The 15521-nt window shown below is 51.9% G+C and carries 13 protein-coding genes; 4 read left to right on the forward strand and 9 right to left on the reverse strand.

Annotated features, from left to right (window positions below; all coding sequences use genetic code 11):
- Positions 1–86: 86 nt before the first annotated feature.
- The 4 genes from DYA43_RS00360 to DYA43_RS00375 all read right to left on the reverse strand — a co-directional run bounded on the left by DYA43_RS00360 (position 87) and on the right by DYA43_RS00375 (position 7229).
- Positions 87–1532 (reverse strand): YfcC family protein, encoded by a 1446-nt coding sequence (locus tag DYA43_RS00360; RefSeq protein ID WP_020329374.1) that lies wholly within the window; start codon positions 1530–1532, stop codon positions 87–89.
- A 685-nt stretch (positions 1533–2217) separates the two neighbouring features.
- Positions 2218–3525: an anaerobic C4-dicarboxylate transporter gene (locus DYA43_RS00365; RefSeq protein WP_020329375.1), complete on the reverse strand. Its 1308-nt coding sequence runs from the start codon at positions 3523–3525 to the stop codon at positions 2218–2220.
- A gap of 159 nt (positions 3526–3684) precedes the next feature.
- Entirely contained in the window at positions 3685–5136 is a 1452-nt protein-coding gene (gene aspA, locus DYA43_RS00370) for an aspartate ammonia-lyase (RefSeq protein ID WP_020329376.1), read from the reverse strand.
- A 182-nt stretch (positions 5137–5318) separates the two neighbouring features.
- Positions 5319–7229: a sensor domain-containing diguanylate cyclase gene (locus tag DYA43_RS00375; RefSeq protein WP_061057139.1), complete on the reverse strand. Its 1911-nt coding sequence runs from the start codon at positions 7227–7229 to the stop codon at positions 5319–5321.
- 219 nt (positions 7230–7448) lie between these two features.
- Between DYA43_RS00375 and DYA43_RS00380 the strand changes: the two genes are divergently transcribed.
- Positions 7449–7943 (forward strand): FxsA family protein, encoded by a 495-nt coding sequence (locus DYA43_RS00380; protein ID WP_044363283.1) that lies wholly within the window; start codon positions 7449–7451, stop codon positions 7941–7943.
- Between the two features lie 67 nt (positions 7944–8010).
- Here the strand turns inward: DYA43_RS00380 and trmL are convergent, their stop codons facing one another.
- From trmL to DYA43_RS00400, 4 genes are all read right to left on the reverse strand, one after another.
- Positions 8011–8484, reverse strand: a complete 474-nt coding sequence (gene trmL, locus DYA43_RS00385; protein ID WP_055451900.1) for a tRNA (uridine(34)/cytosine(34)/5-carboxymethylaminomethyluridine(34)-2'-O)-methyltransferase TrmL — start codon at positions 8482–8484, stop codon at positions 8011–8013.
- A gap of 71 nt (positions 8485–8555) precedes the next feature.
- On the reverse strand, positions 8556–9173 hold the full coding sequence (locus DYA43_RS00390; protein ID WP_061057140.1) for a superoxide dismutase: 618 nt from the start codon (positions 9171–9173) through the stop codon (positions 8556–8558).
- Positions 9174–9252: 79 nt separating this feature from the next.
- Positions 9253–10632 (reverse strand): envelope stress sensor histidine kinase CpxA, encoded by a 1380-nt coding sequence (cpxA, locus tag DYA43_RS00395; RefSeq protein ID WP_020429341.1) that lies wholly within the window; start codon positions 10630–10632, stop codon positions 9253–9255.
- Positions 10632–11318 carry a response regulator gene (locus tag DYA43_RS00400; protein ID WP_020329382.1) on the reverse strand — a complete coding sequence of 229 codons (687 nt, stop codon included), beginning with the start codon at positions 11316–11318 and terminating at the stop codon, positions 10632–10634. Before DYA43_RS00400 ends, cpxA begins: the two co-directional genes overlap by 1 nt.
- Positions 11319–11505: 187 nt before the next feature.
- On the opposite strand from DYA43_RS00400, the gene DYA43_RS00405 reads away from it, so the two are divergent.
- The 3 genes from DYA43_RS00405 (at position 11506) to pfkA (ending at position 14313) form a co-directional block, all read left to right on the forward strand.
- Positions 11506–12051, forward strand: a complete 546-nt coding sequence (locus tag DYA43_RS00405) for a CpxP family protein (RefSeq protein WP_020329383.1) — start codon at positions 11506–11508, stop codon at positions 12049–12051.
- Between the two features lie 131 nt (positions 12052–12182).
- Positions 12183–13091 (forward strand): CDF family cation-efflux transporter FieF, encoded by a 909-nt coding sequence (gene fieF, locus DYA43_RS00410; RefSeq protein ID WP_024374771.1) that lies wholly within the window; start codon positions 12183–12185, stop codon positions 13089–13091.
- 259 nt (positions 13092–13350) lie between these two features.
- Positions 13351–14313, forward strand: coding sequence for a 6-phosphofructokinase (gene pfkA / locus DYA43_RS00415; protein WP_020329385.1), 963 nt, complete (start codon positions 13351–13353; stop codon positions 14311–14313).
- A gap of 66 nt (positions 14314–14379) precedes the next feature.
- On the opposite strand, the gene glpX is transcribed toward pfkA, so the two are convergent.
- On the reverse strand, positions 14380–15387 hold the full coding sequence (gene glpX / locus DYA43_RS00420; RefSeq protein WP_024374838.1) for a class II fructose-bisphosphatase: 1008 nt from the start codon (positions 15385–15387) through the stop codon (positions 14380–14382).
- Positions 15388–15521 lie beyond the last annotated feature (134 nt).

The raw sequence follows: 15521 nt of genomic DNA on the forward strand, positions 1-15521 counted from the left end.
GAACGAAGCTGGCAATGATGTACACGCAGAGCGAAAAAAAGCCGCGCAGAGCGCGGCTTGAGAGAGGAAAAGTAGAGCGGTTGTGCTTACATGAAGGCACCGACACTGAGCATGACCATGATGAACACACACAGAATACCCAGCAGTGGTGCGACCCATTTCAGCCAGCGAACGTAAGGGACGCGGGCAATGGCTAGGCCGCCCATCACCACCGCAGACGTTGGTGTGATGAGGTTGACGATACCTGATGCTGATTGGTAAGCGGTCACGACCAGTTCACGTCCCACACCAGCAAAGTCAGCCAGCGGTGCCATGATTGGCATAGTCAATACTGCCAGGCCTGAAGATGAAGGCACCAGGAATGACAGCAGGATTTCCAGCCAATACATCACGTTAATAAAGATTACTGACGACAGGCCAGTCACCATTTGCTCGGCTGAGTTCAGAATGGTGTCGGTGATCATACCGCGGTCCATCACCACCACGATACCGCGCGCAATACCGATGATCAGGGCGACACCAAGCAGGTCACGAGCGCCATCAATGAAGCTGGAGGTAAACTCTTCTTCACTCATGCGTGCCACCAGACCAATGATGATGGTTGCGCCAAGGAACATGGCGGAGATTTCAGCCATCCACCAGCCCGCAACAGATACACCGTAGATCATCACGGCAAAGGCAGCAGCGAAGATAGTCAGAATCACTTTGCGTGTGCCGGTGAACTCGAGAGCTTCATCACTACGGCTGCCCAGGAAGTGGGTTTTGTTCTCTTCGTATTTATCAAACACGATGGATTTACTTTGGTCTGCACGCACCATTTTGGCGTAGCGCATCACGTACATCACACAGATGATCCAGCCGACCACCAGAATCGCAGCGCGCAGCCAGATACCGTCGGTAAACGGAATGCCTGCGGCGTTCGCGGCAATAACGGTGGCAAACGGGTTGATGGTAGAACCCAGCGTACCGATACCTGCGCCAAGTAAGACTGTTGCAGCGGCAACCACAGGGTCAAAACGTGCGGCCATCATGACCGGAACCAACAAGGTGTAGAATGGCAGCGATTCTTCCGCCATGCCATACACGGTGCCGCCGGTGGCAAACAGCGCCATCAGGATCGGAATCATCAACTCTTCGCGTCCTTCCAGACGGGCGGTAACACGTTCGATACCCGCGTCAATCGCGCCGGTTTTGGTCACCAACCCCAGGAAACCACCGATCACCAGGATGAACAGTGAGACGTCAATCGCCGCCGCTTCATAGCTGTTGTGATCGTAGAAGCCGTCAATTGGTGCCAGCAGCACATCAATCACGCCCTGAGGATTACCCTCGGCTGGGTGGTAGGTGCCTGCCACCGGCACTTCACGGCCGAGGTCTTCGTTCATGGCACGGTCATACTGGCCAGCCGGAACAATCCAGGTGAGCATCGCTACCAGAGCGATCAGTATAAAGAGAATGGTGTAAGCGGAAGGGAACTTAAAGTTGGCCAGGAAGCCGCCTTTACGTTCTGTGGGTGCAGTTTGGGTTGTCATAGCTGTCTCCTTACATTCAGAAAATGAAGCGCTCTGAACGCGTTTGGTGGCTAATATTCTCTATTCACCTGATGGCTTTCTGCCTGAAGAGTTGAGGCGCGGTGATGCATAACAAATATCAGAGCGGAAACAGAGAAGATATGTTTGCATCATCAGGCCCACACCTCAATTCACTCATTTAGAAAACGTTTATTGCAATACTATTCAATATGGCAACGTATTTCGTGGAATAAAGCTTAGGACTTGTAATAAATATGGTGAAAACTTTTATTGTTATTCATGGTGATAAAGTGAATTTCACTTCATCGTTAAAGAAATTCTAAAGAGCCTGCGGCGGATTATCTTAGCGGTGGTTCACAAAATATTGGGGTAATAAATTGGCCGGAAATAACCAGAAAAATAAAGCGGGGTAATTGGCTATAAATAATGAAATTCTATTCTTTAAATATTCCCCTTGTGCACGGTTACTCGTGACTTTTCTCCGGGTGAATAAAAAATAGGGAATTTTATTCAATTGCTATTTCAGTGGCAGGAAAATAACTTTCGAACCAATGCTTGATTTAAATCAAGTCACTGTATCGCACACTAAACGGTATTCGGGCACAAAAGCAGCGCTAACGCGAGCAGCTTGGCGCGGCCATAAAAAAAGGGAGCCGAAGCTCCCCTTGCTTTGCACTTTATTCGTTTAGATGAACAGACCGCCAAACAGGAAGCCGAAGGCAACCGCTGAAGCGATGGTTACCACACCCGGGATAAAGAACGGGTGGTTAAAGACGTATTTGCCGATGCGGGTTGAACCGGTGTCGTCCATTTCAACCGCCGCCAACAGCGTTGGGTAGGTTGGCAGGACGAACAGCGCGCTCACCGCTGCGAATGATGCAACGGCCGTCAGTGGCGCAACACCAATCGCCAGTGCCGCAGGCATCAGAGCAACCGTGGTTGCACCTTGCGAGTAGAGCAGCATAGAAGCAAAGAACAGCACCAGCGCCAGCATCCATGGATAATCAGCCAGCAGTGCACCGGCCACTTCTTTAATACCTGCCACGTGCGCGTTGACGAACGTTGAACCCAGCCACGCGACGCCCAGTACACACACACACGCAGTCATACCGGAGCGGAATGTTGCCGCAGAAGAAATTTTCGATGCATCGATCTTGGTGAACAGTACAATCGCCGCCGCTGCCGCCAGCATGACGGTCATGATGGCTTCGTTACGGCCCAGCGCCGGGTTCTCAATCAGACCCACCGATTTAGAAATGGCGGCGGCGTAGCACACCACAAACGCAATCGCGGCGAGGAAGATGTAGGTCGCTGTTTTCGCGGTTGGCAGAATTTCACGTTTCTCGTTGTTTTCCAGTTTCACCAGGCCTTTAGCCAGATTCTCCTGATAAGTCGGATCGTCTTTCAGCTCACAACCCATGAAGTTGGCGACAAATGCACCGACCATACAAGCGGCGAACGTGGTAGGAATACAGATGGCCAGCAGAGTCAGGTAATCAACGCCAAACGGCACCAGCATCGCGGCAAACGCGACCACGGCCGCCGAGATTGGCGACGCCGTAATGGCAATTTGTGAAGCGACCACTGCGATAGACAATGGGCGAGAAGGACGTACGCCCTGACCTTTGGCCACTTCGGCAATTACGGGCAAGGTAGAAAATGCGGTGTGACCAGTACCCGCCATCAGTGTCATCAGGAAGGTGACAATCGGGGCGTAAAAGGTGATGCGTTCCGGATGTTTACGCAAAAAGTTTTCAGCCACCTGAACCAACCAATCCATACCCCCCGCTACCTGCATAGCAGCAATGGCGGTGATCACAGACATGATGATCAGAATAACATCGACAGGAATGAATGCCTGACTGGTCGGAACGCCCAGAACAAGAGACAGGACAATGACACCTGCGCCACCGGCAAAACCGATACCGATACCGCCGATACGTGCTCCCAAAAAGATAAAGAGCAGAACAACTAACAGTTCAACCCAAACCATAGTGATACCTCGTGTAATATTATGAATTTAATTATCTGAAAACTCAGTGAGGATAAATCCTCAGATAATTAAAGCGGGTTCGGTCAGAGCAGGTCCGTTGCGAGCCACCAAAAAAATGGTGAGCAGAACAGGCCCCGGATGGGGCCTGATGAAAGAGTTTTATTCGTAGCGTTTCGCTTTGTATTGCGGGTGCATCAGGTTTTGTACTGAGAAGATGTCATCCAGTTCTTCTTCGGTCAGTAGGCCACGCTCCAGCACGACTTCGCGTACACTCTTACCGGTTTCCGCACAGATCTTACCGACGATGTCACCTTCATGGTGGCCGATGTACGGGTTCAGATAAGTCACGATACCGATAGAGTTAAACACGTAGCCTTCACAGATCTCTTTGTTGACTGTGATGCCGTCGATACATTTGTCACGCAGGTTCACACACGCGTTAGACAGCAGAGAGATGGATTCGAACATGGCTTGTGCAATCACAGGCTCCATCACGTTCAGCTGTAGCTGGCCGCCTTCGGCTGCGAAAGACACGGTGTTGTCGTTACCCAGAACTTTAAAGCACACTTGGTTGACCACTTCTGGCACAACTGGGTTTACTTTTGCAGGCATGATAGAAGAGCCAGCTTGCAGTTCAGGCAGGTTCAGTTCGTTCAGACCTGCACGTGGGCCGGAAGAGAGCAGACGCAGGTCGTTACAGATTTTAGACAGTTTCACCGCCAGGCGTTTCAGTGCGCCGTGAGTCATCACGTAAGCACCACAGTCTGACGTCGCTTCGATAAGGTCTTCAGCTGGAACCACTTCCAAACCGGTTACTTCAGCCAGGTGTTTCACCGCCGCCGCTTGGTAGCCCGGTGCTGTGTTCAGGCCGGTACCGATCGCAGTTGCGCCCAGGTTCACTTCCAGTAGCAGTTTAGAGGTGTATTGCAGGGCACGGATTTCTTCGTTCAGCGTGACCGCCCAAGCGTGGAATTCCTGACCCACAGTCATTGGTACTGCGTCTTGTAGCTGAGTACGGCCCATCTTCAGGATGGTTTTGAACTCGATACTTTTCAGTTCAAATGCGCCTTTCAGATACTCGATCGCATCAATCAGTTTTTGTACGCTGTTGTAAACCGCGATACGGAAACCGGTAGGGTACGCACAGTTAGTCGACTGGCTCTTGTTCACGTGGTCGTTCGGGTTAATGAACTCGTACTGACCTTTTTCTTTGCCCATCAGCTCAAGCGCAACGTTGGCAATCACTTCGTTGGTGTTCATGTTCACCGAAGTGCCCGCGCCGCCTTGGTAAACGTCTGAAGGGAACTGGTCCATGCATTTGCCGGTTTCCAGAATCAGATCACACGCTTGAATGATGTAATTCGCCACATCCTTAGGAATTACGCTCAGTTCTTTGTTTGCCAGCGTCGCTGCTTTCTTGGTCATGACCATACCGCGTACAAACTCAGGCACATCTGAAATAGTCATATTTGAGATGTTGAAGTTTTCCATTGCGCGCAAGGTATGAATGCCGTAGTAAGCGTCGGCGGGTACGTGACGTTGGCCTAGTAGATCTTCTTCGATACGTGTGGCTGGGGTGGATGTCATAGGGGCATCAGATAGGGTAGCCATAACAGGATCCTTAAGATAATTATTCTGATTAGATTTAAAATGCTTAGCCATTTCTGCCTTAAGAATCCATTCATCAGAATTTTTGGCTGGAAAATCCGTCCTGACTTCTGTGGCACATAATACTTGAGTAGTATTTTAAAAATAGGAACTGGATCACTTTTTACGTCAATTGGCGGAAAGATTTATACGTGGTGTGACTCAACCACCGTCAGGTTTTCAAAACCATGGGCAGAGACGCAATTTTTGCCTTTGCGCTTGGAGCGATACATCGCTTGGTCGGCATGGGTCATGGTTTGTGATGCTTCTGCCAAAACTTCCGCAACCCCAACGCTGATGGTGACTTTGTGCTGCGGCCAGGACGAAATGGCCACGCATACGCGCTGCATCAGCTTGATCGCCTGGTGAATATCGGTGTGCTGAATAATGACGGCAAACTCATCACCGCCAATGCGGGCGATAAAGTCGGTGTCACGCAGCAAGGCTTGTAACTGAGTGGCGACATAGCGAATCACTTCATCGCCAACGGCATGGCCGAGCGAATCGTTCACTTCTTTGAAGGAGTCGATATCGATGATGGCGAGGCAGGTTGGCGGCTGGTTCTGGTAGCGCTGTTTAAGACGCGCGTAATATTGCAGTGTGTTTTCAAACTTCTTCTTGTTCCACAGTGAGGTGGCCGGGTCGCGTTCGCTGCGCTCTTTGAGTTCAACAATCGCATTGTAATGCTCGGAAATATCGGTAAACGAGTAGACGTAATAGTGTACTTTGGACAGCTTTCCGGCCAACGCACGCACTTCGGTTTTGCATACCACTTCATGACCTTCTGGATCCTGCAGGCTGTACTGGCCTTTCCATTCGCCTGTTTGCTGCAGATGGCCGAGCATCAGTTTCTGCTTGTGGCCCGAGGGCAACAGATCCAGAATCATCCGGCCTGGCAGCAGATGCATCTCAATCCCGACCATTTCACTAAAGCGGGTGTTGGCGCGCAATATGCGGTGCTCGCGGTTGGTAAACGCAATCGCGACGCCATTCTCCATCACAAACTGGGCGTAGGTCTGATCCATGCGCATGCGGCGATGCGCTTCGAGCATCATTCCCAGCACGCCGGAGATCAACCCGAGCCCGAGCCAGATGACGATACTGTCGGACAGGATCTGCTTATCGCGCACCTTAAAGGTTTGCTGCAGCACTTGTGGTGAGTAGTGGGTTAATAACGTCATGCCGCCGACTGAAGAGAACAGCTGATTATTGAATGGCTGGAAAATGAACAAACCTTCGTCGGTCATCACGCTGCCGTTAGCTCGTCCGGTCGCCTGAATGGCTTGCCACACCCGCGGGTATTCATTGGGTAGATTGTGCGAGGCGCGCGCCTGAATCAAGTCGCCGAACAATTTGTTCTCATCGCTGCTGACGACAAAGAATCCGTGTTGATCAATAAAGTCGACGTTCAGATCCTGATTATTTTCCGTGATCTGATGGATCACGTTCATCACGTCCAAGTTGGCAATAAAATAGCCCTGACGGCCAGTCAGGGTGTCGATGGGGTAGAGAATGCGAAACCCCGGCTTGTATGGAATCACGGGCAGGCCGTGTTCGTACTCCAGATCGATACCAAAGTATCCTTGTTCACCCGGCGTGAGTTGCTGCGCGTAATTGAAGTAATCGCGCTGGCCCTTATCCTGCAACTGCCCGATTGGCACGATAAACGGATGTGTCATCTGCGGCGTGCTATCGACACGAATCACCTCTTTGCCTGTGTTGTCGAGGTAGCGAAGCTGATAAAACAGACCAGAGTTTAAGGAAGTCAGATACCATTGGCTTTCGAGAAAACCGCGGTACTTGGGATTGTTGGTCAGAGCAAAGTCCACCAACAAGGGAGAATGGCTGAGGCCATAAAAAGTCTTTTCGATTTGATGGTGAAGGCGAGTGGCTTTGGTTTCAACAAACGACAGAAACTGAGAACCCTGCGCTTCCATTCTGCTGAGCAGAAACTGATGCGCTTTGTCCGATAAATGATAATAGTAGGCGATGGGGATCAGTGATAATCCTACCCATAGCACTAAAGCCTGTTTAAGAGTTTTGGCAACTCGTTTCATTGCAACTCACGCTGTCTGAAATCTGGTTTAAAAATAGTTAAGCCTTTGCTTATTTTCCATTGCGAAATCCAGTAAAAACGGGCGTTTCACTCTATCCATTTGATTTCTATTCAGAGAAATTTTCCTCACAGGCAACAATTCGCTACATTTTTGCCTTGCGTCGAGCGCTTGAAGTGCTCAGGGCTTGGCGCTAAGGTTGTAGCCAACTAAGGAGGGACTGTGTTTCCGATACTACTGATTCTATTTATTGCGGTGCCAGTGATCGAAATCGGCTTGTTTATTCAGGTGGGTGGCGTGCTGGGGCTGTGGCCGACGATTGCACTGGTTCTGATCACCGCGTTTGTTGGTGCGTCTCTGGTGCGCAGCCAGGGATTACACACGCTGATGACGGTGCAACAACGTATGCAGAACGGTGAAATACCGGCGCAACAAATTGTGGAAGGCGTGATGCTGGCTGTGGCGGGTGTGTTGCTGCTGACGCCGGGCTTTATGACCGACGCGATGGGTATGCTGATTCTGCTGCCTGCGCCACGAGCGATGTTGGCCAAATACCTGATGAGCAAAGTGGTGGTGACCAATATGTCATCCGGCTTTCAATCCAGCCACTTTGAGCGCGATTTTCACTCTCATTCGTCCCAGCAACATGGCCAGACGTTTGACGGTGAGTTTGAACGCAAGCAGGATGACGATCAGGACAAGCTCAATCGCCCTTGAGCTCAGCAGACAAAAAAGCTCTCCAATGGAGAGCTTTTTTATTCGGTCAGTGTCTTGCACTGAGCGCTCACTGCGCGCCTTCAAATCCCATCTGACGCCAGGCTTCAAACGCGATGATCGCCACCGCATTTGACAGGTTCAGGCTGCGCGCCTCGGGCATCATCGGAATTCGGATGCGCTGCGCCATGGGCAGGCTTTCAATCAGGTCAGCGGGCAGCCCTCGGGTTTCCGGGCCAAACAGCAGTACGTCACCGCGCTGAAACTGCGCATCGACATGATGACCGGTAGTCTTGGTGGTGCAGGCAAAAATGCGGTAATCGCCCCGCGCTTCGAGAAAATCGATGAACGCCTGATAATCTTTGTGGCGGGTCACGCGTGCCAGATCATGATAATCCAGCCCGGCACGGCGCACTTTCTTCTCTTCCAGATCAAAACCCAGCGGCTCAATCAGATGCAGGTTGGCACCACAGTTGGCACACAGACGAATGATGTTACCGGTGTTCGGTGCGATCTCCGGTTCATACAGGGCGATATCAAACATAGCGCGTCAGTTCCTCTCTTGCTGAGCGACGGAGTATATACCCAAGTCGCCGCAAGATGCGAGAGAGCCGCTTAGGCCGAGAGTGCTTTGGCGACCGCGTAGTTTTCGCTCACCGCTTCCCAGTCGACCACGTTCCACCACGCATCAATGTATTCCGGGCGACGGTTCTGATAACTGATGTAATAGGCGTGTTCCCACACATCCAGCGCCAGTATCGGCTCGCCACGCACGCTGGCGACATCCATGAGCGGGTTATCCTGGTTGCTGGTGGAACTGATGTGCAGCGCACCTTCTTTGACCACCAGCCACGCAAAGCCCGAACCGAAGGTGTTGACTGCCGCTTGAGCAAACTGCTCTTTGAACGCATAAAAGCTGCCAAAGGTGGCGCGAATCGCTTCACCCAGTTCGCCCTGCGGTTCGCCGCCACCATTGGGCGTCATGCAGTTCCAGTAGAGAATGTGGTTGTAGTAGCCGCCGCCGTTGTTACGCAGCGCCGGGGGCAGAGTGGAGATTTGGGCAAACAACTCCGTGAGCGGGGTGTGTTCGTGTTCAGTGCCTTTGAGGGCGGCGATGAATTTGTCGTAGTAAGTCCGGTGGTGCTTACTGTAATGGACTTCCATGGTTTTCGCGTCGATGTACGGTTCCAGTGCATCGTAGGCGTATGGCAACTCAGGGAAAATATGAGACATAGTTGATCCTCCGTTTGATTAACTTAACGTTACTGATAATCAATCTCATTATCAACTATGTCTTTTGTAAGGTCTTTCGTTACGCATCCAAAGGCAGGGTGAACTGCACTTTTAAGCCGCCGAGGCGACTGCGGCTGGCGGCAATCTCGCCACTGTGCTGACGAATCGCGCTTTCAGTGATCGCCAGCCCCAAGCCTGTCCCGCCGCTGTGGCGATCACGAGCAGTCGACACGCGGTAGAAGGGGCGGAATATTTCATCCAGTTCACTTTCCGGCACGCCTTCACCGTTATCTTCTACGGTGACGGTGAGCTGCTGCGCGGTGGCGGAAAAATGCACCTCAATCTTATCCTGCCCATAGTGAATGGCGTTACGTACGATGTTTTCCAGCGCGCTCATCAACAGTTTCGGATTGCCGGAAATATTGCGCTCGGGAATCTCGTCCAGAGTCAGGGTTTTGTGCATCTGCTCAGCTTCAAACTGAGCATCACTGAGCAGTTCTTCCCACAGGCTGCTGAGTGGCTGGACTTCGCGACTGAGATGACTGTTGGTCTGCATGCGCGACAGTTCGAGCAATTCACCAATCATCTGCTCAAGACGCTGCGCTTCGGTGTCTATGCGCTCCAGCTCCGTACTGGTGCCTTGTTTACGGGTCGCCAGTGCATTGGCCATGCGCAGCCGGGTCAGCGGCGATCGCAGCTCATGCGAGATGTCGGACAACAGACGCTGCTGGCCGGAAATCATCAGATTGACCGCTTCGACCATCTGGTTGAAGCTGCGGCCAGCCTGACGAAACTCGGTGGTGCCTTTTTCCAGATTCGGGTCGACCACGAACTCGCCGCGCGCCACACGTTGAGCGGCTAGCGCCAGCCTCTGCGCCGGTTTACTCAATGCCCAGGCGAGCCACAACAGCAGCGGTGTGCTGACGACCATGACCGCCAGCAGCAGGTGCAATGGGCGATCAAACAGGCGTAGCAGGAACGGCGGTGGCTCATCCCAGCGCAGGCCGACATACAGCAGCAAATCGCGCTTGGCGAGCACAATCGGCAGTGGGCCGGCAATCATGTAGCGGCCATACAGACGCTGCTGCGGCTTATCCACCGATTCAATGCTGGTGGTAAAGTTTTGCAGCGCTTTGAGTTTGAAATCTGCGTGTTTCTTGGTGGTGAGGATGTTGCCTTCCTGATCGGTGAGGAAAAAGCGCGGGCGCCCTTCGCCCTGCGGGCCACCGTTGCCTTCCAGAATCATCAGAATGCGCGCCAGATTGGTTTCGCTGCCGAAGCGATCTTCAATCGAGTCTTTGTATTCCAGCAGGCGCTGATAACCTTCCGGCGGAATATCGCGTGATTTGCGCGGATCGAGATGGGGCAGTGACAGCACCGCCACAACCACCAACATCATGGTAAACCAGAAGATGGCAAAGATGCGGCCGTACAGGCTGTTGATCTTAGGCAGACGCATCAATCCTCCACAATCATCAGGTAGCCGCGACCACGCAGGGTTTTGATGCGCGCTTTCCCGTCGCTGCGTTCCGGCAATTTTTTACGCAGGTTGGAAACGTGCATGTCGATGGCGCGGTCAAACGCTGCCAGTCGCTTGCCAAGCACATCCAGACTCAGCGCTTCTTTCGTCAGCGTTTCGCCCGGGTTCTGGACAAAATGGGTCAGCAGAGCAAATTCCGTGGTGGTGAGATCGAGCAGTTCCCCCTGACAATATGCTTCTTGCCTGCCGGGATAGAGTTGCAGGTCCTGGCATTCAATCACATCCGTCGGCTTGCTTTGGGTGTGATTGCCAGTGCGGCGTAAAATGGCGCGAATGCGTGCCAGCAACTCGCGGTCACTGAACGGCTTAGGCAGGTAGTCGTCAGCGCCGAGTTCCAGGCCAATCACGCGGTCGATCTCTTCGCCTTTCGCAGTCAGCATCAGCACGGGTGTCTGCCATTTCTCACGCAACTTTTTCAGCGTTTCCATACCGTTGAGCTTGGGCATCATCACATCAAGCAGAATCAGATCGATACGTTCACTCACCGCCAGCAAGCCCGCTTCGCCGTCGTTGGCTTCGGAGACTTCAAAGCCTTCGTAGCTCAGCACCTCTTTGAGCAAACTGGTGAGTTCGGTATCGTCATCAATAAGAAGAATGTGCGCCATAACTGCCTCTTAAAACATTGGGGTTAACTCTAGTTTACTGTGAAATTTTGTTCTGAATCAGAGCTAATTTCACTCTTTACGAATCTTTACGCTGCCTAAACGTCACTTTACTTAGCAGGACGTATTCTACACTCAAGCGCTGCGAGGGCAGCCCGTAAGTAAGAGTTCAACGATTGAGGATATGATTATGAAAACGGCTAAAAAATTGATGCTTGCAGCTGTCGTTCTACCGATTGTGCTGGGTTCAGCGAGTGCACTGGCTGCCGGTGGTAAAAATAAAGGTCCGGATGGCGAAATGTGCGGCCCGGATGGTGAACGCGGTATCTTCAAACAGCTTAACCTGACCGCAGAACAACATGCGAAACTGCGTCAGATGCGTGAAGAAGGGCGTGAGCAGATGCAGCAAAAACGTCAGGCTGGTCCTTCAGAACAGATGAAAGCGATGCGTGATAAAGAACGTGCGCTGATGCTGGCACCCAACTTCGACAAAGCGCAGGCCACCGAACTGGCCAAACAGATGGTAGATATGCAGGTGGAACGCCGCGTACAGATGATGGAAAAACGTCATCAGATGCTGAGCGTATTGACCCCTGAACAAAAAACACAGTTCCAGAATCTGCAACAGGAACGCATGGCGAAATGTTGGGAAAACGGCCCACGTGAAGGTCATCATGGCGGCAAAGGATCAAAAGGTCAGAACATGATGCCGCCAGCGCCACCAGCAGGTGAATAATTCCGACTCTCATTCAAGGCAGCTTAGGCTGCCTTTTTTGCGTTTTGTTACCGGATGTTCGATGAGATTTAACGCACATTAAACAGGCTTTTGCGTATAATTACGCCATTGATTTGCTTGGATATCATACTATGAAACAGGAATACGCCAGACTGGTTACTCTCGCAGCATGGACGGCAACCACGGTTGCGACGTTGCTGCTGATCATCAAAATTGCTGCCTGGTGGGTGACCGGCTCAGTCAGCTTGCTGGCGTCTCTTATCGACTCGCTGCTCGACATCGCCGCGTCGGTAGTCAACTTGATTGTGGTGCGCTATTCGCTCCAACCGGCAGACCGGGAGCACACCTTTGGCCATGGCAAGGCGGAGTCGTTGGCCGCTCTGGCGCAGGCGATGTTTATTTCGGGCTCGGCCTGTTTCTTGATTCTGAACGGTATTGACCGCTTCTTCCGCCCGCATGAACTACAATCGCCGGAACTCGGCATTTACGTCAGTGGATTTGCCATGGTGGTGACGTTTGCGTTGGTGATGTTCCAGCGTCAGGTGGTGAAGAAAACCGGCAGTCAGGCGATTGCGGCAGACTCACTGCATTATCAGTCAGATCTGTTCATGAACGCGGCGATCATGGTGGCGTTAGGTCTGAGCTGGTTTGGTATAACACAGGCGGACGCGGTGTTTGCGGTCGGGATTGGCATCTATATTCTTTACAGCGCGTATCGCATGGCACACAGCGCAGTACAAACGCTACTGGATCGCAAACTGCCGGACGACGAACTGATGCAGATCCGTACCTTGTCACTGTCGGTGGAAGGGGTTATGGGCGTGCATCAACTGCGCACCCGGATGTCGGGGCCTGTAAGATTCATCCAGTTACATTTGGAACTCGATGACAAGATCCCGTTAATTGAAGCACATCGCATCTCAGACATGGTGGAAGCCAAACTGCGCAAAAATTTCCCGGGTGCTGATGTTTTAATCCATCAGGATCCGTATTCTGTGGTCTTCGGACCGGAGAGAAAGCAAAAATTCCAAGGGTGGTAAGGAAAAAGCCTGCAACGTTGGCTATCTTTTCTCCAATCGACTAAAAAACATGATCCTGATGTGAATCAACAACGATGATGGTTAAAACTGTAATACTCTTACATAAGTAGAAAACTTACAGAATTTCGTGCAAATAACAGTAGTATTCCTAATTAGGAAATGTAACATAACGCACAGATAATGAATGCTTTTGCCGTCTGAATGTCGTTAGCAGGCGGCCCAAAAAATTATATTAAGTTCCCAAAAATCGAGGGTGAGCATGATTAAGAAGATCGGTATTTTGACAAGTGGCGGTGACGCCCCAGGCATGAATGCTGCAATTCGCGGCGTGGTTCGTACAGCCTTGGGCGCAGGTCTTGAAGTATTCGGTATTTACGATGGCTATCAGGGCCTGTATGAAGGCCGCATCAAGCAGCTGGATCGTTCAAGCGTGTCTGACGTAATTAACCGTGGTGGTACCTTCCTGGGTTCTGCGCGTTTCCCGCAGTTCCGTGAAGAATCTGTTCGTGAAAAAGCGATCGAAAACCTGAAAACACACGGTATTGATGCACTGGTTGTGATCGGTGGTGACGGTTCGTACATGGGTGCGAAGAAGCTGACTGAAATGGGTTACCCATGTATCGGTCTGCCAGGCACGATCGACAACGACATCGCAGGTACGGATTACACCATCGGCTACCTGACTGCACTGAACACGGTTATCGAGTCTATCGACCGTCTGCGTGACACGTCTTCTTCTCACCAGCGTATTTCTATCGTAGAAATCATGGGCCGTCACTGTGGTGACCTGACTCTGATGTCTGCGATTGCGGGTGGTTGTGAATACATCATCACGCCAGAAACTGGCCTGGATATGGATCAACTGATCTCTAACATTCAGGACGGCATCAAGAAAGGCAAGAAACACGCGATTATCGCGCTGACAGAGCTGATGATGGATGCGAACCAGTTGGCAAAAGAGATCGAAAAGGCAACGGGTCGTGAGACTCGCGCAACGATTCTTGGCCACATTCAGCGTGGTGGTAAACCAACGGCGTTTGACCGCGTTCTGGCTTCTCGTATGGGTAACTACGCGGTTCACCTGTTGCTGGAAGGTCACGGCGGCCGTTGTGTTGGTATTCAGAAAGAACAACTGGTTCACCACGACATCATCGATGCGATTGAAAACATGAAGCGTCCAGTACGCAAAGATCTGTTCCAGGTGGCTGAAGAGCTGTTCTAAGCACAGCTAACCTGAACTCAGTTCGTAAAAAAGACCGCCTTGGCGGTCTTTTTTTGTTTTTGGTTGTTAGAGAATAATTTCGCGCACTTCCGGATCTTTACGCTCCAGGTAGTGAATCGATTTGATGCGGCGAATAGTACGGCAGCGACCGCGGATCAGCAGGGTTTCGGTGGTGGCAATGTTGCCTTGGCGGGTAATGCCTTCCAGCAGATCGCCTTTGGTGATGCCAGTCGCGGCGAAGATGACATTATCGCTGCGCGCCATGTCTTCCAGTTTCAGAACGACTTCGGCTTTAACGCCCATCTGCTCACAACGCTCAAGCTCACGAGCCCCCCAGATGCGGTTATCTTCGGTCTCGCCTTTGACTTTATGGCGCGGCAGCAGACGACCATTCATGTCGCCGTCCAGCGCGCGAATCACGGCCGCAGAGACAACCCCTTCCGGCGCGCCGCCCACACAGTACATCACATCGACTTCGCTGTCTGGCATACAGGTCAGGATAGAAGCCGCCACGTCACCATCTGGCACCGCAAACACGCGTACGCCAAGTTTTTGCATCTGGGCAATCTCGTTATCATGTCGCGGTTTGGCCAGCGTAATCACAGTCAGGTTACTGAGCGGTTTACCCAGCGCCGCAGCGATGTTTTCCAGGTTTTCCTGCAAAGGTTTGTGCAGGTCGATGCAACCTTTCGCACCCGGACCCACTACCAGTTTTTCCATGTACATGTCCGGCGCTTTGAGGAAGCTGCCTTTTTCGCCCGCCGCCAGTACGGCCAGCGCGTTGGACTGGCCCATCGCCGTCATACGTGTGCCTTCAATCGGGTCCACCGCAATATCGACTTCATCGCCACCGATGCCCACTTGTTCACCGATGTACAGCATTGGCGCTTCGTCAATCTCGCCTTCGCCGATGACGATCTCACCCTTGATTTCGGTTTTATTTAATAAGGTGCGCATCACTTCAACTGCAGCGCCGTCTGCGGCATTTTTATCGCCGCGGCCAAGCCATTTATATCCTGCCAATGCAGCGCCTTCCGTGACGCGTGAAAATGCCATTGCCAAATCGCGTTTCATGCTTACTCCAAACCAAGGATCAGTAATAGGGACAATTTGCGGCGGATCTTAGCATATTCGAAAGGAAACGTTTGCTTTTTGACACCCATGAGACTTGCACTCGATCAAAACTCGCTACGATAGCCTCTGTTTTC

The sequence above is a fragment of the Vibrio fluvialis genome (genome assembly GCF_900460245.1).
Classification (GTDB): Bacteria; Pseudomonadota; Gammaproteobacteria; order Enterobacterales; family Vibrionaceae; genus Vibrio; species Vibrio fluvialis.